At 45.2% G+C, this 20920-nt stretch carries 20 protein-coding genes; 6 read left to right on the top strand and 14 right to left on the bottom strand.

Translation table 11 applies throughout. The features are described from left to right. Window positions 1–8 precede the first annotated feature (8 nt). From F461_RS17295 to F461_RS0106985, 4 genes are all read right to left on the bottom strand, one after another. Window positions 9–1475: a hybrid sensor histidine kinase/response regulator gene (locus F461_RS17295; RefSeq protein WP_020000441.1), complete on the bottom strand. Its 1467-nt coding sequence runs from the start codon at window positions 1473–1475 to the stop codon at window positions 9–11. Between the two features lie 17 nt (window positions 1476–1492). Beyond that, complete coding sequence (locus tag F461_RS17290) at window positions 1493–2290, bottom strand: HD-GYP domain-containing protein (protein WP_020000440.1); 798 nt, start codon at window positions 2288–2290, stop codon at window positions 1493–1495. Between the two features lie 175 nt (window positions 2291–2465). Next, window positions 2466–2834 (bottom strand): response regulator, encoded by a 369-nt coding sequence (locus F461_RS0106990; protein WP_020000439.1) that lies wholly within the window; start codon window positions 2832–2834, stop codon window positions 2466–2468. A gap of 100 nt (window positions 2835–2934) precedes the next feature. Further along, entirely contained in the window at window positions 2935–3204 is a 270-nt protein-coding gene (locus F461_RS0106985; RefSeq protein WP_026364667.1) for a phage regulatory CII family protein, read from the bottom strand. Between the two features lie 300 nt (window positions 3205–3504). On the opposite strand from F461_RS0106985, the gene F461_RS0106980 reads away from it, so the two are divergent. Then, window positions 3505–4179, top strand: coding sequence for a response regulator (locus tag F461_RS0106980; RefSeq protein ID WP_034603914.1), 675 nt, complete (start codon window positions 3505–3507; stop codon window positions 4177–4179). A gap of 74 nt (window positions 4180–4253) precedes the next feature. Here F461_RS0106980 and F461_RS0106975 read toward each other — a convergent pair whose 3' ends face one another. From F461_RS0106975 to F461_RS0106945, 6 genes are all read right to left on the bottom strand, one after another. After that, on the bottom strand, window positions 4254–5192 hold the full coding sequence (locus F461_RS0106975; protein WP_020000436.1) for a Tim44 domain-containing protein: 939 nt from the start codon (window positions 5190–5192) through the stop codon (window positions 4254–4256). 82 nt (window positions 5193–5274) lie between these two features. Continuing rightward, window positions 5275–6036, bottom strand: a complete 762-nt coding sequence (locus F461_RS0106970; RefSeq protein WP_020000435.1) for a DUF4198 domain-containing protein — start codon at window positions 6034–6036, stop codon at window positions 5275–5277. 360 nt (window positions 6037–6396) lie between these two features. Beyond that, complete coding sequence (locus tag F461_RS0106965; protein WP_020000434.1) at window positions 6397–7239, bottom strand: ComF family protein; 843 nt, start codon at window positions 7237–7239, stop codon at window positions 6397–6399. Between the two features lie 17 nt (window positions 7240–7256). Further along, window positions 7257–7892: a flavodoxin family protein gene (locus tag F461_RS0106960; protein WP_020000433.1), complete on the bottom strand. Its 636-nt coding sequence runs from the start codon at window positions 7890–7892 to the stop codon at window positions 7257–7259. Window positions 7893–8290: 398 nt separating this feature from the next. Continuing rightward, the gene (locus tag F461_RS0106950) at window positions 8291–8917 is read right to left on the bottom strand and encodes an MBL fold metallo-hydrolase (protein WP_020000431.1); all 627 of its coding nucleotides are present in this window, start codon (window positions 8915–8917) and stop codon (window positions 8291–8293) included. Then, window positions 8917–9429 carry a nitroreductase family protein gene (locus F461_RS0106945; RefSeq protein ID WP_020000430.1) on the bottom strand — a complete coding sequence of 171 codons (513 nt, stop codon included), beginning with the start codon at window positions 9427–9429 and terminating at the stop codon, window positions 8917–8919. Before F461_RS0106945 ends, F461_RS0106950 begins: the two co-directional genes overlap by 1 nt. Window positions 9430–9612: 183 nt before the next feature. Between F461_RS0106945 and F461_RS0106940 the strand changes: the two genes are divergently transcribed. Both F461_RS0106940 and F461_RS0106935 read left to right on the top strand, forming a co-directional pair. Next, window positions 9613–12012 (top strand): tetratricopeptide repeat-containing diguanylate cyclase, encoded by a 2400-nt coding sequence (locus tag F461_RS0106940; RefSeq protein ID WP_143154787.1) that lies wholly within the window; start codon window positions 9613–9615, stop codon window positions 12010–12012. Next, window positions 12012–12920 carry a DMT family transporter gene (locus F461_RS0106935; protein ID WP_020000428.1) on the top strand — a complete coding sequence of 303 codons (909 nt, stop codon included), beginning with the start codon at window positions 12012–12014 and terminating at the stop codon, window positions 12918–12920. The genes F461_RS0106940 and F461_RS0106935 overlap by 1 nt, the downstream gene beginning before the upstream one ends. A gap of 317 nt (window positions 12921–13237) precedes the next feature. On the opposite strand, the gene F461_RS0106930 is transcribed toward F461_RS0106935, so the two are convergent. After that, a complete protein-coding gene (locus tag F461_RS0106930) occupies window positions 13238–14074 on the bottom strand; it encodes a 1,4-dihydroxy-6-naphtoate synthase (protein ID WP_020000427.1) in 837 nt (278 codons plus the stop codon). A gap of 290 nt (window positions 14075–14364) precedes the next feature. On the opposite strand from F461_RS0106930, the gene mqnE reads away from it, so the two are divergent. The 3 genes from mqnE to F461_RS0106915 are packed head-to-tail and all read left to right on the top strand — an operon-like array spanning window position 14365 to window position 17453. Beyond that, the gene (gene mqnE, locus F461_RS0106925) at window positions 14365–15489 is read left to right on the top strand and encodes an aminofutalosine synthase MqnE (RefSeq protein ID WP_020000426.1); all 1125 of its coding nucleotides are present in this window, start codon (window positions 14365–14367) and stop codon (window positions 15487–15489) included. A gap of 2 nt (window positions 15490–15491) precedes the next feature. Beyond that, a complete protein-coding gene (gene mqnC / locus F461_RS0106920) occupies window positions 15492–16604 on the top strand; it encodes a cyclic dehypoxanthinyl futalosine synthase (protein ID WP_020000425.1) in 1113 nt (370 codons plus the stop codon). A 3-nt stretch (window positions 16605–16607) separates the two neighbouring features. After that, window positions 16608–17453, top strand: a complete 846-nt coding sequence (locus F461_RS0106915; protein ID WP_020000424.1) for a menaquinone biosynthetic enzyme MqnA/MqnD family protein — start codon at window positions 16608–16610, stop codon at window positions 17451–17453. Between the two features lie 432 nt (window positions 17454–17885). On the opposite strand, the gene F461_RS0106910 is transcribed toward F461_RS0106915, so the two are convergent. The 3 genes from F461_RS0106910 to F461_RS0106900 all read right to left on the bottom strand — a co-directional run bounded on the left by F461_RS0106910 (window position 17886) and on the right by F461_RS0106900 (window position 20880). Continuing rightward, on the bottom strand, window positions 17886–18743 hold the full coding sequence (locus F461_RS0106910; RefSeq protein ID WP_020000423.1) for an AraC family transcriptional regulator: 858 nt from the start codon (window positions 18741–18743) through the stop codon (window positions 17886–17888). 106 nt (window positions 18744–18849) lie between these two features. Then, window positions 18850–19629 (bottom strand): precorrin-4 C(11)-methyltransferase, encoded by a 780-nt coding sequence (gene cobM, locus F461_RS0106905; RefSeq protein WP_020000422.1) that lies wholly within the window; start codon window positions 19627–19629, stop codon window positions 18850–18852. Between the two features lie 21 nt (window positions 19630–19650). Then, complete coding sequence (locus F461_RS0106900) at window positions 19651–20880, bottom strand: bifunctional cobalt-precorrin-7 (C(5))-methyltransferase/cobalt-precorrin-6B (C(15))-methyltransferase (protein WP_020000421.1); 1230 nt, start codon at window positions 20878–20880, stop codon at window positions 19651–19653. Window positions 20881–20920 lie beyond the last annotated feature (40 nt).

Here is a 20920-nt window from a genome sequence, read left to right as displayed (position 1 = left end):
GGAAAAAGTTATTTTGGAGCAGCCTGTAACGGAAAGCTGATGGTGAATTTCGTGCCCTTGCCCAGTGAACTTGCTACATCTACACTACAATTATGGGCACTAGCAATACGCTTTACTATGTGTAAGCCAAGCCCGTGGCTAGGCTCGTTTCCAGTTGGTAAGGCTGTTCCCTTAGTGAAAGGGGTGAAAAGTTTTTCGATTTCTTCTTCAGCGATTCCAGGACCTTCGTCTTTTACAATAAGCTGAATTGCGTCATCAGTTTTTTGAGTGCTGATTTGGATTGTTGTTTTCGGATTAGAAAATTTTATGGCGTTGGATAGCAAATTGTCGAGTAGCTGGCCAATACGTTTCGGGTCTCCGTATATATTATCCAAAGGGGTAAGGTGTTGCTCCAGTGTTACTGACTTCCTAGCTGAAGATAATTCTGCCAGACCTACTCTATGAGCGACAATCTCATTTAATTGGATAGACTCTTTATTGATGGACAGGTGCCCGCTTTCGATTGTTGATACCTCCAGAATGTCAGTAACAAGTGTAAGCATGTCATCGCTGGCAGCGTAGATTGCCTGTGCAACTTCTTTTTGTTGAGAAGTTACTTCACCTGCATATCCCTCTTTAAGGATGGTGGCGAGTCCTTGTATGCCTGTAATCGGGCTGACCAGATCATGGGCAGCCATGCCGAGCATTTTATTTTTTAGCGTATTCAGTTGTTCCAGATACGTAAGTAGCTCCGTCATTTTTAAATTTTGTATCATGCGGCAATAGAGTTCTTCCTTTTTGAATGGTTTATTAAGAAAGTCACTTGCACCGCTTTTTAGAAACATGGCTGAAATATACAGGTCTGTATTGCCGGATATTCCGATAATGGATGTGTGTTCGGGAGGATGTGTTTTGCGTATTATGCGGGTGAGGTCTATGCCTGTCATATCTGTAAGGTGCGCATCAATCAGGATAAGTGGGTATTGTTGTTTTTCTAGCAAGGTAATGGCTTCATTGCCGGACTTGGCTGTTTTGGGATTCAGCATGTAATTGGAAATAATATACGAGAGGTAGTGCCGGATGGAGGCTGAACTTTCGACAATGAGTACATTCGTGTCCTGATTTCTGTGCAATCGTTGTACTGTTTCCACAACGTTGACTACTGTATCGCTACTTTTGATGATTATATCGATAATAGTAGGGGACAAAGAGCAAGAAGCGCACGCTTCAGTATAATTGTCTGTAATAAGCAGGGTGGGAATACATTGTTCTGCTGTCACATAAAATAAACTTTCTGTTATGCCGCTAAGCGCCGTATCTAGAATCGCCAAAGGCAGTTGCTCACTATAACGCGCTGCAAAAGCGTAGGCTTCTGATGAGGTGCTAGCTATAAGACAGGGTTTTCCACTAGCAGTCTCAACGCCTTCCTTCAGCTGTGCTGCCATTGCTGAGTCAGTTACAGCAATGAGGATGTATTGCTTTGGTTCAGTGTGCATAACTGCATTGTTCAATATTATAAGAATGTTGTTATGGATATGCTGTCGTTTTGCTTACAGTCTGGGAGCAACTCTTTGAACAGAGCTTCAATATCCTGCGGGTCTGAATTTCGTAGAATTCTATCAATATGTTCAAAACTGGAAAGGTTATCAAAAAATGCTTTCACAAGCTGTGGGTCGAAGAGCTTTCCTGAGTTTTTACGGATAATAGCTGTTGTTTTGGCTAGGGAATAGGCTTTTTTGTATGGTCGTTCGGAGCGTAATGCGTCGTATACATCAACTAATCCAACGATACGGCCTTCAATTGGGGTACCGGACCCCTTCAGACCTCTCGGGTAGCCTGTACCGTCCCAGCGTTCGTGATGATTTAGAGCAATAAGTTGGCCGGTTTTAAGAAGGGGTGACCTGGAATTTGCCAGCAGCCTTGCACCCACCGTGGTGTGTGTCTTCATTATTTCAAATTCTTCTTTTGTTAACGGCCCCGGTTTTAGCAATATGGAGTCGGGTATGCTAATTTTTCCAACATCATGCATTGCTGCTGAGTTGTAGATTCGTAGGACTCTATTATTAGGAAGTTTCAGGGCATTCGCGAGGATTGCACTGAAAAAGCATATACGAATAACGTGGTGTCCAGTTGCTTCATCTTTGTACTCAACGGCTTGGGCAAGTCTATTTATTGTATCTACGTAAGCCAGTTCTAAATCTCGATGTGAATTTTTAAGTAGATTAATTGTTGTATGTAAGTCTTCTGCATATTTTATAAGTTGGTCATATGCTTCTTTTACTTTGGCTTCACAAGCATCGTTGTTAGACATAGTACGTATCCTTTATGCAGACATTAACTGCAACGCATAAGATTACAGGCTTGTTTAAAAAAGCTGTCTTGTAATCATATGCGCCACTCTTAGATATATACTATGAGAATAGCAGGTATAGCGGGTATTTTACCACAAATATGATGTGGAAATGGAAAGTATGTGTGTTCTTATCTTAATTATTGCGTGCAAAGAGTTGAACGTGTTTTAAGAGAGCAAGGGGACTGAACGGCTTGGTGAGGTATGCTACGGCACCGGATCGAAGGCTGTCATCTTGTAAGTCCTTTGAAGCCGTAAGCATTATAACAGGGCTCTTTATTGTTTCAGGGTCAGTGCTTAATATTTGTGTTGCAGTTATGCCGTTATATTCTCCGGGCATGTCTATATCCATAAGAATAAGGTGCGGAGAGATTTTTTTTGCAAGGGCAACGGCTTCCGGAGCTGTTTTACATTCTGCAACGTTAAATCCGTCACTTGAAAGGGTGATGCGTACAAGTGTCCTTATTTCAGGATGATCATCTGCAATAAGAATTGTTTTTTGCATAACCAACCCCGATACCTGAGTGTTAATATAAGCCCATAAAAAGAAACTGCCAGACGATTGTATCAAATCGTCTGGCAGTAGAACATGAAAAATATGTTGGTTACTCGTCGATGAAGGGGTGATCTAATTCTAGCTGAACGGGGTTGAGTTCGTAACCAAGCTCTTTTGCCATAAATTCAAGGGCAGTAATGTCTTTGGTTGCACGCATTATGTCGAGCAGAGTATCCGCGCCAAGCTTAGCACTCTGATCATACGGATTTAATTCACGCATCATTGTTGGGTAAGGTTTACCGATTTGTTCTGCTACCCACTTTGATTGTCGTGCGCCTAGAACCATGTTTTGTGTCACGCGAGTTACAGTTTCTCTCATAAAGCCATCCTTACTATCAAAGTTAGACGAATTGCCAATTACCATATATCCGCGGTCGTTGTGAGGTCCTGCGGATACTCTCCTACTCTGATATAAAATAAACCATATAGTTCATGATGCGTGAATTAGGCGCATGCTGTATTTTTGTATTGGGATTGTCCGTATTTTTATGGTAGGGTATAGTCTGATTACTACGCATATAAGGGTAGAAAAGGAGCATGGTTAGCGTGTTAACCAGATAAGTACATTGGCTATTTGTTCGTTTATATTGGGGGTAAAACTTAAAAGGTAGGCATGGTGATGGAAGAGTTGTATCGTGTTGTTTTAGCTGAAGATCATGTTTTATTGCGTGAGGGGCTGAAATCATTATTGCAAACGTTTAAAAACTTTACTGTAGTGGGTGAAGCAAGTGACGGGTATCAGGCTGTAGACTTCTGCGAAACTCAAAGTGTAGATTTGGTATTGATGGATTTGTCGATGCCGAAACTGGATGGCTTGAAGGCTACAAAAATAATTAAACGAACTCTTCCTGAAATCAAAATTCTTATTATTACTCAGTATGATGCCAACGATTATGTTCATTCTGCCTTATCTGCCGGAGCCGATGGCTATATTCTTAAAGATGCTACCAGTGAAGAATTCTTACTTGCAGTAAAAAGCGTATTAGAAGGAAAGACGTATATCTCCCCGGGAGTGGCCAATAGTGTTATCAGGGGGTATCTGAACGGTGGTACGGCAGCCGAAGGTGTGTCTCCGTTGGCAGAGTTGACCCCGCGAGAAGAAGAAATCTTTCAGCTTGTGGCAGAGGGATATAAGAGCAGGGAAATAGCAGACATGCTCGTGGTGAGTATTAAAACGGTTGAAAAGCACCGCTCCAATTTGATGCAGAAATTGTGTGTACATTCCGCAGCGGAACTTCGGGATTTTGCTGTACAGCAGGGCGTTATTTTTAAAAAACCAGACCTGACTGCATAACAGCTACTATATTATCCAAAATAAAAAGGGGAAGCATGTGCTTCCCCTTTTCTCGTATTGTCAGTGGATTCCGATTAGTTTTCCAATTGCTGGATACCGTCGAGAAGCCACATGGAGTCGTCTTTGTGGGCTTTTAAGAAATGCCACACTTCACGTACTTGCTCGGGGTGCTGTGCTGATTGATCTTCTCGCATAAGCACATCAAAGTATACAGTGGCAAGAATGCCTTCTGTGTCTTCTTTAACTTCAAGCAATCGTGCGTTAGACATAAGTATTTCAGTGCGTGAGGGTTCAGGATCTTCTTTCATCTGCTGTTTAATGGACTCAAATACTTCTGAAGTCGTAAACTGCTTAATGTCGTCAAGGTCCCGGCTGTCCCAGCTTTGTTGCAGGCGGTTGAACACTATTTTTGCACCTTTCAGGAAATCGTCAGTATCAAATCCTGCAGGTGTTGCCACCTCAGGCTGTACGTCTTGTGCATGGCTTCCCCCCGCAGGAGTGCTACGCAGGTTTGACCATGCATCCTGAGCTTGCCGCTGCATGTTTGAATAGTCGTCCTGAGGTGATGTATACGCTTGCTGTTGATTGTAATTCGCATGGCCTTCGCCTTGATAGGCCGTTTGCTGCGATTGCATTCTTCGAGACCGGAACATGTTACGGAGAAAGAAAAACGCTAATACCAGTAAGATAATATCAAAAAACCCTATGCCTCCAAAACCGCCACCGAAGAGTAAAGAGCCAAGCAATGTGCCGGCGAGAAGACCGCCGAACATGCCACCCCTGCCGCCGAAGAGGCCTCTACGAGGTTGTGCGGTGTTGGTCATAGCGGATTTTTTTTGGCTAAACGGAGTGCTGGGTACGGGCTTGGAAAAACTTTTGCTAAACATTGGCTTACTGCCAAAAGACCTACCCCCGCCAAAACGTCTGGCGTCTGCAAAGTCTGCCATACCGATAATAAATACGGCAGCTAAGACTGGGATAAGAAGTAAGGCAATAGGTCGAGTCATTTTCATACAGTTCTCCATGTAAGATATGTTCCCGTACCATGTAACTATAAAGAGGTATGAGTCAAGAGGGGAGATGCCTCAAAACTTTCTACTTCTGGAAACTATCAAACTTAATCCATGTAACTGCGCCTAATTCAACGGGCTTTTCTTTTCCTGAAGGTGCGGTAAGTGTGTAGTCAGCGGTAGTAAGCGCTGCAAATCCCCACCAGCCGGCTTTAGGGCAAGTTACTGTAAATATACCGTTGCTGTCTGTTTTCGTAACCAGAGTTACGTTATGTTCTGTCGGTGCGGTGAAGCCTTCTTTATTGTAAAGTTCGTATTCAACTTCAGCATTTGGTACTGGCTTGCCGTTTTTTAAAACCTGACCGGTAAAACTAGTACCTGCATATAATCCAAATGGACGGGTCAGAGGGATAATTTCTGTAGGCAGTCCTGCTGGTGCATCCCAGTCTTCTTCTGAGCCGAAGGCAGCAACATAGGTTTTTGTGTAGTGGATGATGAAGCAGTCTTCTTCCGGTTCCCAGTATGGAGTTGGTTCCAGAGCAAACTGGTATACGCCGGGACGTTTGAAGCGGAATGTGGTTTTCCATGCTCCTTCATTCATAACTTTCGTTTCAGTAAGCGTTGAAAGCAAATCAATCTTTTTACCGTTTGCAATAGCAAAAAATTGTTTCGGTTTTTCAAGCGTCATTCCAACGTTTTCAAATGGATGAGAGAATGAAACTGTAATGTTTGTACTACGTGCTTTTTGCGTTGCGACATTCGCATCAGGAATTATCATACCGAAGTGAGCAAATGCCGGTGTAGCGACAAGCATAAAGGTGATAAAAGTAAGAATGATAGTACGCATAACTGCTCCTATTGTTTTGAAAAAAATAGATATAGCTGAACACCTATGTCGTGGTTACACGATTTGAATAATCGTGTCATTACCAAAATAAAAAGACTAAAATGGTGCTATATGTATGATCAGTCGTGTTATGAGTAGATGTTTTTTTCTAATTTTTTATTAAAAAAACAAACTGTTATGCGTAATTTTGATTTGTAAAAAAAGTGGGCACCTTGCAACCGTGTTACTCCCCTAAGGGTAGTTGAATGATGCTGGAGAAGTGGGCATTTAATAATGCTGTTTTATAAGAGTGGGCATAGGAAAGGACATTTTTGCTCAGAGAAGGTGATGTGTCTTTATATGGTATTGCTGTAACCTGTTTTATCTGATCACGTTTTCAGGTTCAGGCGTTCGCGCCATAATCGCCACTTCAACCGAGCCTGCGCCACCGGAAAGAAGAGCTTTAGCTGCCTGGCGTAACGTTGAGCCGGTTGTGGCGATGTCATCTACAAGTAAGATATGGGTGTTTTTGAGTGCTGAAGGAATAGTTGCAGTGAACGCGCCGGAAAGGTTCCGGTTGCGTTCTTTTTTACTTAGGGTTGCTTGAGGTGTTGTTTCACGGTTTCTTTGGAGTAACTCGGGCATAAGGTGAGCGTTAATTTTTTGTGCGAGGAGTTTGGCGGACAGCATGCTCTGATTATGTCCGCGATGCAGTAGCCGTGAGCTATGTAACGGAATCGGTACAACTGCGGCAGGTGTAATTGCGAGAGGATAATATTTGGTTGCAAGCAATCGGGCAAGGGTAAGCCCTGCATCAAGCCTGTTATGAAATTTATGTTTGAGAAGCAATTCCCGCAGAATGCCTTCGTAGGCTCCGTAGAGTGTTATGTGTGTCCATGGGGGTGGTGTAATCATACAGGAAGAACAGCGCGATGGCGTTCCGGAAGCTTTTGCGTACAGCATGCCGCAGGATGGGCAATACCCTTGTGTACGCGGTGCCAGTTGCCGCAGACAATCCGGACATAGTTGTAGTGAAAGGCTCCATTGGTGATGGAGCCTTTCACTGTATTCAGTTTTTTCAGGTGTAGTGAGCTGCTCTTCGTAAAGAGAACGAAACGAAATATCCGTAAGAGGGCTGTATGGCGCAAAGCAAGATACGCAACGGGTTTCATCTAATCCCAGAAAGGCGGCAGTACTCTTGAGTAAAGCAAAAACACTATGCATATTCTGGTGTCCGGATATTATTTTTGAGTTGAATAAAGAGGTACAGTGTCGTTGCACGCTGCTTTAGCGTATTCAAGAATTTGTTCAACAGTCATTGGATCACTGGCTAGTTCAGTAGGGCCGTCTTTGCCATAAATAAGGAGTGGCTCAGCCAGCCTGATGTTGAACGGTGACAGAAAATATTTAAGTGTCAGTAGAGACCCCTGAAAGAGTTGGGCACCCACAGGACGTGCTGCAACAAGGCAAATGTATGCCTTTCTGGGGGGAAGAGAAAGGACGAACGGGTCGCGGTTGTGTTTTCGGAACCAGAAGCACTGACAGCGGTCGATAAATGTTTTGAAAATGGACGGCAGGTGGTAAAAATAAATCGGTGAACTGATAAATATTGCTGGTGCTTCTAAAAGCATAGAATAGAGTTCTGCACTTTCGTCTTTATCTTCCTGCACACATTTTGTGCTTCCGGGAACCGCGCATGCTTCGCATGCTGTACAGTGACGTATTGTGTAATCGCGCATAAACTGCGTCTGGGTATGTCCTCCAGCGGCTTCATACCCTTGAGCAAACAGTTTTGCGGCGGCGTCAGTGTTACCATTTTTACGGGCGCTGCAACCTAATATTTGAAGAGCATTCGTGAAAGATTGCGTTGAGTTCATGATCTCTCCTTTTAATTGTTGCAGAATTATTTTTTTGCAACACGCTCGCACAAAGCTGAAAGCTCTGTGGTGTCATCTGTTTGGATTTCGCAATGCCATTGAGGATATTTCTCCAATGCATACTCAAGAGGAGCATGTGAGTGAGGAGGAAGTAGAAGAAGGACTCTGTTCTTCTTCTGAAAACCGAGATAGAAACTTATCTCGAGTCCCAACCCTCAGCATCCATTCCGCAAATCTGCAACAGCAGTTTCTGTGTCTTCAATATGTGTCGTCATAGTAACTCCAGATTGATGACTAGTCCGTATAGTAACGTTTTTAATCCAACATGCTAATTTTATCTTAATGATTTGGCAGTATTTGTTTGTTCAGGCGCATAGCTTTGCGCCTGAACAAACCCATTAGCGTTGGAAATCAGAAAAATACGGGTTATTGATTTGTTCGTCATTAACGGAAGATTGTGGTCCGTGACCTGAATATACTACGGTTTCCGGTGGGAGTGTGAAGATTTTTTCTGTTACAGCTTTTTTCAGAACATCAAAATCACCACCCGGCAGATCTGTGCGGCCAACTGCGCGGTAGAATAATACATCACCTACAAAGACTGCCTTTGCGGCAGGGAAGTAAAAAGAAAGGCTTCCGGGAGAGTGTCCGGGAGTAGCAAGCACTTTACATTCTAAATCCATGAATGTGTGGTCGCCTTCATTAATGGAAGTAAAGCTGAACGGAGGAACTTTAGGAAAGCCCCACATACCGCCTTGGCCGACTTCTGAATCAAGAAGAAATACATCTTCACTGCCACTGATAACTGTTGCACCCGTTGCTTCTTGCAGTGCTTTGATTCCGTACAGATGGTCAAAGTGAAAATGGGTAACAAGAATATGAGTCAGAGTCAGATCTTCTTCTTTAAGAAAATCGATAACTGCAGTTGGTTCTCCGCCCGGATCAACTGCAACAGCTTTCCCTTCGTGGGAAAGAACGTAGCAATTTGTCTCAAGCGGGCCTAAAGGGAATGTTTTTACTTGCATTAAAATTGCTCCAGCATAATATCTTTCAGCGGTTTGCGTGAGGCAGTTCCCTCCTGCGCAGGTTCGCCGATGGCAATAAAAGTTATGAATTCATATTTGTCAGAATCGAGAGAGAGAACATCAAGAACCTGTTCGGCATTATTCATCATTTGTCCTAACCATACAGAGCCAAGACCAAGGGAATGTGCTGCAAGCATGATATTCTGGACACAAGCGCCAGCAGACTGATGATCTTTTAGTTCATGGTACAGGCTGCTTTTGTCGAGAAAAACGCCAATCATCAGAGCAGCATTATGTACGATATGTGAGTAGATCGTGCAATCTGCTAATCCGTCAATTCGTGGATCATTCCGGCGGATAGCAATAAAACGGAAAGGTTGATTGTTTTTGCCGCTGGGAGCCCATCGACCGGCTTCCAGCATGGCAGTAATCTCTTCACGGCTAACTTCACGATCCGTATACTTGCGTATGCTGCGACGTTCTCGTAATGCTGTAAGAACAGGATTGGACATGCTGTCTCCTTATTTTATTTTATACTACAGCTTGTTATGGTGCGTAGTTATTCTGGTAGCGTGTTTTTTTATTTAATACCACAAGGTACAGTTAGTGAAAAAGTTGACGTAGCAACCCGAAAAATAAGACATAATGCAACGGATGCTTTTCATTGTGGTGTAACCTATGTATAAAAAATGGTTATGAAAACGCAAATAGATATTCTGAATTCAGAGCGGACACAATTAAGCAGATATGATCTCATAACCTATGAGCATCTACTCGCTGAATCGATCAAATCTATTATCAATTTTTCATCGTACAGTTTGTATTTTCCTAGAAAAATACAAAGTCTTGAGGCTATATGGGATGCAAAAGAAAAAAAGCTTTTGCTCCCTCTTGTCATGAATAATAAATTTTACGGGCAATTTGTGGCCAGAGGCGTGACCATTCGCGCGCCAAAGACTCTGGTTTCAACTCTGCCGGCAGTGGCAACACTGGCTCTTGAAAAGATTCAGGGCGTAAAGTCCAGCATAACCAATGCGCAAAACGGATTGTTTACCCGCGACTATCTGCATCATGCAGCTAACCGTGAAATTAGCATGATCCGTGAAGGCTTTCATCTTTCCGGAGAACGGCGTACCGCAGGGAGTGAAGAGTATCGTGCCACCGTCGGTGTCGTGTTGCTTGATCTTTCAGGTCTTCGTTCTGTTGAGACAGAATTTGGTCATCTCTTTGCAGAAGAGTTGGCTGTGCAGTTTGCAGATTCCCTGAAATCTGTCGCGCCGGAGCAGGCTTTTGTGTGCAGCAGTGGTGATTATGAATACGCAATTCTTATACCGGCCGGTACATCGAGCGCGTGCAGAAAAATTGCAGCTGAAGCCGTCCGTACTCTTCGGTCTGTTCAAAAAGTTCATAGCATTACAGAACATCGTGTAGGCGTTGATATAGCTGCAGGGTATGCTGCTTTTCCTCAGGATTTTGAGGGCGCACAGTTTGAACTGAAGAGTGAAGAGCAAAGCCGCTTGTTGCTCCGCAAATCACGTATCGGGGCAGGTGTAGCAAAACGTCTTGGTGAATCTCTTCTTATTCCGCATGTACTTGGCTTTAACCGTTTGTTGCACGAAGGTGGAACTATTCGTGAAGTACTTCCTGTCAACCGTGTAGTGGTTGATGTGGGGGGGGCAATGGGCGCACGCGAAGGGCAGCGTTTTTCAATCTGGTCAAATAATTATGACTCCACGTACGCCAACGGCGTCCCCGCAGATTCTCTCATTAACAGACACCCTCTCTATAAAGGTGAACTTGTGCTCATGGAGGTTCGTGAAGCAGACTCTATTGCAGAGATTATGCATATGGGCGATCCTACATGGGCAGTGGAACCAACCGATACCATCAAGTTGTTGCCGGAAGAAAAAGGCATTGGCGTAACAGTTGAGAAGGATAAAGAGGCTGAACAGCTTGATTCGCTCACAGGGCTTTACAAGCACAGAGATTTTATTGCCCGATTCACTAAAGAACGGGAAGCGACCGATTCTTTCGCGCTTGCGCTTATTCGTCTTTCCCGTATTCCGCACGTGCAAGGTGGTGCAGGGGAACAGGTTTTAGCGGAAGCAACTCAGCAATGCCGTGATATTTTGGGTAATGATATGATTGGCGGCAGATATGGTTTAAACTCCCTTATCTGTTTCTATCCGGAAGGAAAGCCGGAGTTTGTGCAAATCCTTTTTAACGAGCTGTGTGAACGGTTGTTGACAAATTTAGGGATCGAGGCGGCAGTGGGTATTTTCTGTTATCCTTACCTCGATTATCGTAAAGGTGATGCGTTGGAGTGCTGTTTGAAAGCGCTCGAATATGCCATGTTGCTTCCTGTTCCCCGTGTCGGGATTCTTGATTCGCTTGCGCTCAACATCAGTGCAGACAAGCTGTATTCCAAGAATGACTCTTTTGGTGCCATTGAAGAGTATAAGCGTGCGCTGCTTGCAGATGAAGATAATACTATGGCGTGGAACTCTCTTGGAGTGTGTTACGCGGGGTTAGGGCGTCCGGAAGAGGCGCGTAAGCATTTTGAAGGTGCTCTTGCCCGTGATGAAGACGATGTGATGGCTTTGTATAACCTCGGTCATATATCGCAGACTCTCGGTAATTTTAAAGCTGCCCGCAAATACTATGACAACTGCCTTTTGCATGATGAGAAGCATTTTTTCTCTATTATCCGCCTTGGACAGGTGAATGAAATGGAGAACGATTTTTCCACAGCGCGTATGTTCTTTGAACGTGCCCGTGCCTTGGAAGAAAATAAACCTCTTGTGGAGCGTAACTTTGCCCGCTTATGCATGAAGGAAGACAATCCGGATAAAGCTCGTGAACATCTTCATCAGGCGTTACTCTATAATCCACAGGATGCGGTTGCACTGGAGTTAATGGCGCGAATTTATCTGGATGGGGGAGAGGATCCTGAAATTGCAGAGGTGCTTGCCAGACAGGCAGCAGCATTGCGACCGGATTTTAAAGGAGCATGGCTCCAGCTTGCCCGTGCGTTAGAAGCATGCGGCAAAAAACAGGATGCGCATCAGGCGCTTGTGAAGGCAGGAGAATTGTAGTGCTCCAGCGTTTGAAGGCGTTTTTTTCTTCGCCATATATTGTAGTACCAATCGGTGCCTTAATTATTAGTTTTTCGCCAGTGTTGGTGCGTTTAACCAGCGTGTCTCCTGACAGTTCTGCCTTTTATCGCGTATTGTTTGGTGGCATCACCCTTATGATTATTTCTTTTATCAGGCGCGAACGTTTCTCTGTCCCCCTTCGTATATGGGGGCTGGTGGTACTGGCAGGGCTATTTTTTGCTTTTGATCTTAAATGCTGGCACCGCGCCATCGGTTACGTTGGGCCGGGGCTGGCAACTATTCTGGGTAACCTGCAAGTCTTTGCCACGGCTGCATTTGGTGCACTTCTTTTTAAAGAAATAATATCCAAGCGGCTCATCGTAGCGTTGCCGTTAGCCGTAATCGGTTTATTCCTTCTTATTGGTCTGGACCTGCACGAAGTGTCTTCAGATATTTTATGGGGACTCCTTTTCGGATTTCTCACGGCCGTGTCCTATTCTTGTTATTTGATTTGTTTACGCCAATCGCAGTTTACAGAAAAAAAGCTGCCCTTGTTTGCTAACATGGGCATAATTTCTCTCATAACAGCTCTAAGTGTCGGCGTATCCATGGGGGCAACAGGTGATTCATTCGTTATCCCAACAGTCAGCGATTGGTTTTACCTCATTCTTTATGGCGTATTTTGCCAAGGAATAGGCTGGGCATTTATATCCAAGGGACTTCCGAAGTTGCCGGCTGCCATTGCAGGGCTTCTGATGCTCTTACAGCCTGCTCTTGCTTTCGTATGGGACGTCATATTCTTTAAACGTCCTACAGGTACCCACGGTCTTGTCGGTGTGGCACTTGTCCTTTTTGCCATCGGTATGGGAATATATGGACAGCAGGCTGTTGCTAGGAGCAAAGAGTAATTCAGTTTTTGAAAAGACGTTGACGGGGCTCTGGCTATTTTTCGACACTGCCTTTGGCAATGTTGTTTTCCCAGTTCCCTTTTGGAAAAAAATATTAGGCTGAAAATACAAGATAATACTGTATTTGCGTGACGTAATTTCACTGATTTTAATAAGAAAGGCTGTCCTGATTATGCAGGGCAGCCTTTTCTTTGTTCTTAGAAGAGTATGCGAGGTATTGCAAAAGATGAGCTACTCTCGCAAGTAAAAGCTGTTAGGAGAGTCCTGATTGCGACAGTGCAACGGGATACTCTGCCGTCGGAGATAAAATAAAAAAACTAGTCCGTCACAAAGATTGGCAGGTCAGGCATTGGTTTGCCTGAGATTTCGAAGGCTTTTTCCAGCAGAAGCTGGATTGCGTATTCGCCGTCTGCACCGAGTTCCATAGAGAATTCGTTTACGAAGGTTGCGATGTGTTCTTTGATGACGTTGTCGTCCATTTCTTGCGCATGTTCTTTAATGTACGCGGTGGCTTCTTCCGGGTTCTGCTGAACGTAGGCAAGGCTTGCGCGGATAGCTTTTTCCAGTTGACGAGCCACGTCCATTCCGAGATCACGGCGAACGGCGATTGCCCCGAGTGGGAGTGGCAGGTTTGTTGTATTTTCCCACCATTGACCTAGGTCGAGTACTTTTTTGAGCCCGAAATTTTCGTAGGTGAAGCGTCCTTCATGGATAACGACACCTGCGTCTACGGTACCAGCCTGCACTGCCGGCATAACCTCATCGAAAAGCATTTCCACTCGTTCTCCTTTCAGTGAATTGTTAAGCGAAAGGAGCATGTTTGCTGTGGTGAGTTTTCCGGGGATTGCAATTTTCTTGTCTGCTTCTCTGGCGGACTGAAAACAGGTGTCCTGCTTGGTGACAATAATTGGACCGCAGCCTCTGCCGAGTGCGCCACCGGTGCGAAGCAGGATGTATTTGTCGAGGCAATCTGTCACGGAGGCTACAGATAATTTAGTTACAGCGATATCACCTTTGCGTGCGCGGACGTTTAAATCTTCAACGTCTGCCATGTACATTGTGAAATCGAAGGGAAGGTCTATCTTCTTATTTGCAAGGGCATAGAAAATCCATGTGTCGTTAGGGCAGGGAGATATGCCGAGTTCTAATTGCATAAAATCCTCGGGTTGTAAGGGGTTCGTTTTTTTTATAGATAACGCACGTAGCACGATTTGTTTGTGTATATTCTTACGGTTGACATAGCTCGCATGCAAGCAGATACTCAGCCCGCCGAAGACCACACGCAGGTGTTGCTGCACGCCTTTTATACGGTGTATTTATTGTTAGGTAAATTGGAACGTTTCGATTTGTTTTTCATACTGCGGTAGCAACAAGACATCGGGATATTGTCTTTCGATAAAGTATGGTGCGTGGTTGTTTAAGTAGACATCTGGAGACCGTGATTATGTTAGATGCTGGTTACTATGCTCGTCTTGGACTGGGCAGTATATTTGAAAAGGTTATGAACGGTGAGCGCCTGTCCATTGAAGATGGAAGAGAACTGTTTGCCTGTGAAGATATAAATGCCCTTGGCGCCTTGGCGCATCATGCGCGCACTCGCATGCATGGGGATTCCACATATTATGTTCTTAATCGTCACGTAAATTACACAAATGTTTGTGTAAACGCTTGTCTTTTTTGTGCTTACCAGAAAGAAAAAGATGAGCAGGAAGGTGCATTTCGTCTGAGTATAGATGATATTATCACTAAGCTCGATCCTAAAGACGGTCTTCCGTATGATGAAGTGCATATAGTCGGTGGCTGTCATCCAAAGCTGCCACTGAGCTTTTTTGAAGAGGCTATTGCACGCATCAAAGCTACCTACCCAGAGACTATTGTTAAAGCATTTACCGCGGTAGAGATTGCCCATTTTGCTAAGCTTGAAAATATTTCTACTCTGGAAGTACTTGAGCGCCTGAAAGCTGTCGGCCTGGAAGCCATGCCGGGCGGTGGCGCAGAAATTTTTGCACCTGAAGTTCGTGAAAAAATTTGTCCAAGAAAAGCAACAGCTGATGAGTGGCTGAGAGTAGCTCGTGAAGCACATACTCTTGGAATTACCTCAAACTGTACCATGTTGTTCGGACATCTTGAATCAATTGATGATCGTTTGGATCATCTTGATAGATTGCGCAAACTGCAGGATGAAACTGCCGGCTTCTCCTGTTTTATTCCCCTTCCATTCCTCACAGAAAACAGCATGCTTGAATTGCCTGAAGAACGCGAAGGTAAGCATACTGGACTTGATAAGCTCCGTACTATCGCTATTTCCCGTCTCATGCTCGATAATATTCCTCATATTAAAGCATATTGGGTGATGCTCGGCGTCAAGCTTGCTCAGGTTGCGCTGCACTTTGGTGCTGATGATATGGACGGAACTATTGTTGAAGAAAAAATTGGTCACGATGCAGGAGCGCAGTCAGATCAGGCTATGACGATCCCGCAACTCGAAGAGATGATTGTTCGTTCCGGCTTTAATCCGGTACGGCGCAACAGTTTCTTTAAGCCAGTTAATGCTAAGCAGGAGGCGTAGGCATGTTTGTTCATAGTCCATTTCATGAAAGTGACGCCGTAGTCGAAGTTTCTAAAAAGGTGCTTCGTGGTGCCCGTATTGATCAGGGTGAGGCGAGTGTTCTGTATAACGAAGCAAGCTTGCATACTCTTGCATACCTTGCAAACAACGTACGTTTTGCAAAACATCCTGAGCGGGTTGTGACATATGTGGCTGACCGCAATATCAATTATTCCAACATTTGCAGCTGTGCATGTCGCTTCTGTGCATTTTTTGTTGCACCGGAAAAAGCCGAGACTGACGGTGGTTATGTCATCAGTCGTGAAGAACTTGGTCAGAAAATCGAGGAAACCATCGCTCTCGGTGGTACTCAGATTCTTATGCAGGGCGGGCATCATCCTGACCTGACCATGGAATTTTACGAGGATATGATTCGCTGGATTAAAGATACGTATCCTTCTATTCACGTGCACGCGTTCTCTCCGCCGGAGATTGTGTTTTTTGCGGAAAATGAGCAATTGCTCGTGAAAGATGTTATAGCGCGTCTTCGTGCTGCCGGTCTCGATTCTATTCCGGGGGGCGGTGCTGAAATTCTTGTCGATGAAGTTCGTAAACGTGTTTCTCCTAACAAATGCAGCGCAACGCGTTGGCTAGCCGTGATGGAAGAAGCTCACTACCAAGGGTTGAATACAACTGCGACTATGATGTTCGGACATGAAGAAAAGCCGGAAGACCGCATCGAGCATCTGTTTGCAGTACGTGAAGTGCAAGACAGAACCAACGGTTTTACTGCCTTTATCCCTTGGACCTTCCAGCCGGGGAATACCAATATTTCTTGCCTTCCTGAACCTAGTGCCGGTTATCTTCGTGTGCTTGCTATGTCCCGAATTGTTCTCGATAACATCGACAACATTCAGGCATCATGGGTTACAATGGGACCGGAGATTGCACAGCTTTCTCTTTCCTACGGTGCAAATGATTTCGGTTCATTGATGATTGAAGAAAACGTTGTTGCGGCGGCAGGTACTTCTTTCCGTCTTACTCGTGAGGAAATTCATTCCATTGTTGAAGCTGCTGGATTTACTCCAAAGCAGCGTACTATGGACTACTCACTTGTCGAAGATAAGGAAGCTTAGCCCGTGCAGAAGTCGTTAAAAAAATTGCGGGTAGGACGTATTCGTTATTTGAACGTGCTACCAATCTATCATCCGCTGGAAACCGGTTTGCTTGGAGAAAATTTTGATCTCGTATACGGAACTCCGGCAGAACTGAACGAGCAGATGGATGCAGGGAATCTGGACGTTTCTTCCTGTTCTTCTTTTGAATATGCACGGCATCCTGAAAAATATTTTCTTCTGCCAGATATTGCTATAGGCAGTGCCGGACCAGTTATGAGTGTGCTGCTCATAAGCCAGAAACCCATATCTGAGCTTGGCGGGGAAGAAATTCTTACAACAGCGCAGTCTCATACGTCAGCAGCGCTCCTGCGTATGCTGTTCCGGGATTGTCTGAAGCTTGATGTATCTTATAAAACTGGCTCCGTATCCGATTTTATTGATCAAGGTGACCTGCCGACAGCCGCCCTCTGTATCGGTGACGAAGCATTACGACTCAGAAATGACGACCGTTACCCGTATCGTCTTGATCTCGGTGAAGCATGGCGCGAATGGACAGGACTTCCCTTTATTTTCGGCGTCTGGATAGTCTCTCGAAAATCTGTCGAATCCGGTTGTTTCACTCAAGATCCTGCAGAACTTTTCAGAAATGCAAAGAACTGGGGTGATGAGAATATTGAACAAGTAATCGGGCTTGCAGAAAAAGCAGGGTATATGGATACAGAAGGGTTGACCCAGTATTTCCAGAGCCTTGTTTATGACCTCGGCGAGGAAGAACAAAAGGGGTTACGCCTGTTCTTTAAACGTCTTGCAGAAGCAAAGGAAATCCCATCAGTGCCGGAGCTTGAATTCTATTCGCATCAGTGTTGAGTCAGGTTGCGATATATTGTTGGTTCCGACGGCGCTTACCAGCAGGGCATTAAGACCTTCTCTGTAGAAAGGTTCTTAAAAATCTCCAAAGACTTTTAACTGCGAGCTTGGTTCGTTGTTTATAGAGCTTCGCGGCTTGAGCTTCATTACCTTTCTGATAATAAAAAGGCTGCCTTACATGTAGGGCAGCCTTTTTCGTGGAAAGTCAGTGGGGTATAAGCCGTGCGAAAACTGGAACTAATGGATGTTTTTCGTATGTAAATTTTTTAGGAGATTCTTAAAAAGCACTTTTTCAAAGCGGTAGCTGTTCTCGAAGAATGAGTGATTATAGATAGCGACAGTGTAACAGGGGGCGTAATCCGCCGGAGGCAAATGTCGGAGACATAAAAAAGCGTCGTAGACTCGCCGAAGGCAACAGCTTTCGAAGACAGCTTATCTTAGCGGAATCCGTAATTCCGTAAGCAGTTCATCTTCAGGGGTATTGGAAGGCGAGTTGAGGTAAATTTCGAGCGGTGGATTGTTTGTGAGATTTTCGCCGGAATCGGGGAACCAGCTACCCAGTATAGCTGCAAACGTTTTGGCTATGTTGCGGTATGACCCTTTGTGGGTGCAGCATGCGTAGCGTCCACCAGAGATGGTGTACTTTTGCACTTCGTTTGAGACTTCAAAGTCGTTTGGGATCTCCATGCAGGCGTCATACCGGAGTTTTTCCGCTGGCGTTGTCCGCGGGTCGTCGTGTGTTATGCCTATGACTTGTCTGAATGTGCCGTAGAGACCGTGTTTCCGTGCCCATGTGCAGAGAGTGGAGAAAGCAACTTCGCACTCGCTGTAGGGACCTATATGGCGCACCGCTGCTACGGTTATGGGTGCACAGGTTTTGATAGATATTTTTGGTGCAGATTGTGGCATGACAGTATTCATTAATTTGCCTCCAGATAAAGAACCATAGTTTGGCTGTAGTTTTCTGAATTGTAGTGGTGAGAAGTTGAACCGTTTTTTGAATGCGCGCGAAAATCCTTCTTGCGATTCGTACCCTGTGTCCAGAGCAATATCTATGAGTGATGTTTCGGAGAAAAGTAGCTGGTTCGCTGCACGCTGTAGACGCAGGCGGCGTTGATATTCTTTTACTCCTTCACCGACTATTCCTGTAAAAATAGAGTGAAAATAGAGTGCGGAATATCCGCATGATGCTGCCAGAGATTCAAGAGGAATATTTGAATCAAGGTGTTCCTCTATGTACCGTTGTGTCTGCGCTATCTGCTCGCGAATATGTACTTTCTTCGTATTCATCTGGTTCTCTTTATCACGAAGCAAATTGTGTTTCTTGACCGTTTTTTGGAAAAATGACGAAGAGGTATTTTTTAGGCAGGATAAATCCTGCCCGTAAAGGAAGCTGTTAATTTCTGAAGCCGTGCAGGAAGCCGGCATCGTAGAGTTTTGAAAAATGTTCTTTATTGTCTTCACCCGGGAGAACAAGAAAGACTGTCTGACGAGTTAAGTTGTGTTCTGCAACAGTTTCGCAGACGTTGCCGATGGTTGTGCGGATAATTTTTTGTTCAGGCCAGCCTACACGGTAGGCGATAACAACCACAATATCATCTTCGAGGCCGCCGACGCGCAGTTCTTCCACGAGCCGTTCAGGATGCGCAGCAGAAAGGTAGACTGCCATTGCGCAGCGATGTTTTGCCATGTCGCGCAGTTTTTCTGTTTCCGGCACAGGAGTGCGCCCCTCAAGGCGGGTGATGATTACTGACTGTGACTCTTCCGGTACAGTAAGGGACGTTGCGGATGCTGCTGCGGCTGCAAAGCTGGCTGTTACACCGGGAATGGTGCCATAGCCGATATCTTCTTTATCCAACAGACGCATTTGTTCGCGGATGGCACCGTACAGGCTTGGGTCACCAGTGTGTACACGGGCGACGGTGCCGCCGTCACGGACGGTTTTTACAACTGCGGCATGCGTTTCTTCCAGATTCATTGAAGCAGAATCCATAACCGTCGCAGATGGTTTTGCACCTTCGATGATGACGGGAGGAACAAGTGAACCTGCATATAATACTAGGTCTGCTTCAGCGATCATACGGGCGCCTTTAAGTGTGATGAGCTCAGGATCTCCGGGGCCTGCACCGATAAACCATACAGGGGCTGTCTTCCATTCAGGGCGTGTGGTCGTCATGTATATTCCGTTAGCTTGGTTCTAGTCTGATTGTTTTTCAGGCACTGGCTTGCGTGCGCTGATGATGAATATCGGGTTCATGCTGTCAAGCCGGATGTCTCCTGCTAGTGGACTGGATACAGAGGCTTGGATCATTGTGACGTCGTATTCCCATCCACAGGACTTAAAGTGGTTCTTTGCTGTCTCAAGGCTGGAAAGAAGAGTACAGTTTACAACGATAAGACCGTGTTGCTGCAGACGTTCACAGAGTGATGCGAGGAGGGCGTTGTCAGAACCTAGTCCTCCTCCGATAAAGATTCTGTCCGGCGTTGGTAATCCCTCAATGCATGTTTGCGCATCACCATGCAGAATGTCCACGTTGAGGGCTCCGAACCGCGCGCGGTTTTTGCGAATAAGATCTACTCGTTCGCTTTTGCGCTCAACAGAATATACGGCACCTTTGGATAAAAGGTGAGCTGCTTCTATGCTAACTGAGCCGCTTCCTGCTCCAATATCCCACATGATGTTCCGTGGTTCTAATTCCAGCATGCTGAGTGATGCTGCGCGTACAGGGCGTTTGGTTATCAGTTTGCGCTCGGTAGCAAACTGCGTATCCGGAATCCCGACGCGTAAAGGCTGTTCTGGATGGCCTGTACGTTTAATAAGTACGGCGTTGAGTCTGGAGAAGCTGCGACAGCTTGCTTCATCCAGAGTACAGTTGGTAATTTTTTCGTTATCTGTCCCCATGTCCTCGAAGATACCAATGTTGAACCATGTAAGCCCCCTGTCTAATAATTTTTGGGCAATAACCGCAGGTATATTGGTGTCATCTGTAAGCACGGCTACGTGGTCGCATTGCATAAGTGCTGTGTAGAGTGGGGTGTAGTCGTTGCGTCCGTGCAGGGACAGCATGCGCATGTCCTGCCATGAAACTTTTGCTCGTGCTGCAATAGCTTGGATAGTCGCGGTGTTTGGGTGGATAACCACATTTTCAGAACCGAACTTTTTAATAATACTGTCACCGATGCCATAGAACAAAGGATCACCGTCAGCAATGACAACAACCTCTTTGCGTGCGTTATAGCTGGCTTCTATCGCATTAAAAACATTGGATAGTGGTGATGTGATAGGGATAGTTTCTGCATCAAGGTCGGCGAAAGCGGCTAGTTGACGTTTGCCCCCCACAAGCACATCAGCGGTTGTGATTATTTGTTCGTGAAGTTCAGGAAGTGTGTCGGGATCAATCCCGAGACCAACGACATGAATAGCCATACTATCTCCAGCAGGTTTCCGTGTGTAATATTTTTGCAGC

Origin of the sequence: Halodesulfovibrio aestuarii DSM 17919 = ATCC 29578 (assembly GCF_000384815.1) — a bacterium.
Classification (GTDB): Bacteria; Desulfobacterota; Desulfovibrionia; order Desulfovibrionales; family Desulfovibrionaceae; genus Halodesulfovibrio; species Halodesulfovibrio aestuarii.
This window is presented reverse-complemented; position numbering and strand designations above follow the sequence as displayed.

Coding starts and splice junctions, on each gene's coding strand:
- F461_RS17295 (WP_020000441.1), bottom strand. CDS start 1,475: ATGCACACTGAACCAAAGCAATACATCCTCATTGCTGTAACTGACTCA.
- F461_RS17290 (WP_020000440.1), bottom strand. CDS start 2,290: ATGTCTAACAACGATGCTTGTGAAGCCAAAGTAAAAGAAGCATATGAC.
- F461_RS0106990 (WP_020000439.1), bottom strand. CDS start 2,834: ATGCAAAAAACAATTCTTATTGCAGATGATCATCCTGAAATAAGGACA.
- F461_RS0106985 (WP_026364667.1), bottom strand. CDS start 3,204: ATGAGAGAAACTGTAACTCGCGTGACACAAAACATGGTTCTAGGCGCA.
- F461_RS0106980 (WP_034603914.1), top strand. CDS start 3,505: ATGGAAGAGTTGTATCGTGTTGTTTTAGCTGAAGATCATGTTTTATTG.
- F461_RS0106975 (WP_020000436.1), bottom strand. CDS start 5,192: ATGAAAATGACTCGACCTATTGCCTTACTTCTTATCCCAGTCTTAGCT.
- F461_RS0106970 (WP_020000435.1), bottom strand. CDS start 6,036: ATGCGTACTATCATTCTTACTTTTATCACCTTTATGCTTGTCGCTACA.
- F461_RS0106965 (WP_020000434.1), bottom strand. CDS start 7,239: ATGCATAGTGTTTTTGCTTTACTCAAGAGTACTGCCGCCTTTCTGGGA.
- F461_RS0106960 (WP_020000433.1), bottom strand. CDS start 7,892: ATGAACTCAACGCAATCTTTCACGAATGCTCTTCAAATATTAGGTTGC.
- F461_RS0106950 (WP_020000431.1), bottom strand. CDS start 8,917: ATGCAAGTAAAAACATTCCCTTTAGGCCCGCTTGAGACAAATTGCTAC.
- F461_RS0106945 (WP_020000430.1), bottom strand. CDS start 9,429: ATGTCCAATCCTGTTCTTACAGCATTACGAGAACGTCGCAGCATACGC.
- F461_RS0106940 (WP_143154787.1), top strand. CDS start 9,613: ATGAAAACGCAAATAGATATTCTGAATTCAGAGCGGACACAATTAAGC.
- F461_RS0106930 (WP_020000427.1), bottom strand. CDS start 14,074: ATGCAATTAGAACTCGGCATATCTCCCTGCCCTAACGACACATGGATT.
- mqnE (WP_020000426.1), top strand. CDS start 14,365: ATGTTAGATGCTGGTTACTATGCTCGTCTTGGACTGGGCAGTATATTT.
- mqnC (WP_020000425.1), top strand. CDS start 15,492: ATGTTTGTTCATAGTCCATTTCATGAAAGTGACGCCGTAGTCGAAGTT.
- F461_RS0106910 (WP_020000423.1), bottom strand. CDS start 18,743: ATGAATACGAAGAAAGTACATATTCGCGAGCAGATAGCGCAGACACAA.
- cobM (WP_020000422.1), bottom strand. CDS start 19,629: ATGACGACCACACGCCCTGAATGGAAGACAGCCCCTGTATGGTTTATC.
- F461_RS0106900 (WP_020000421.1), bottom strand. CDS start 20,880: ATGGCTATTCATGTCGTTGGTCTCGGGATTGATCCCGACACACTTCCT.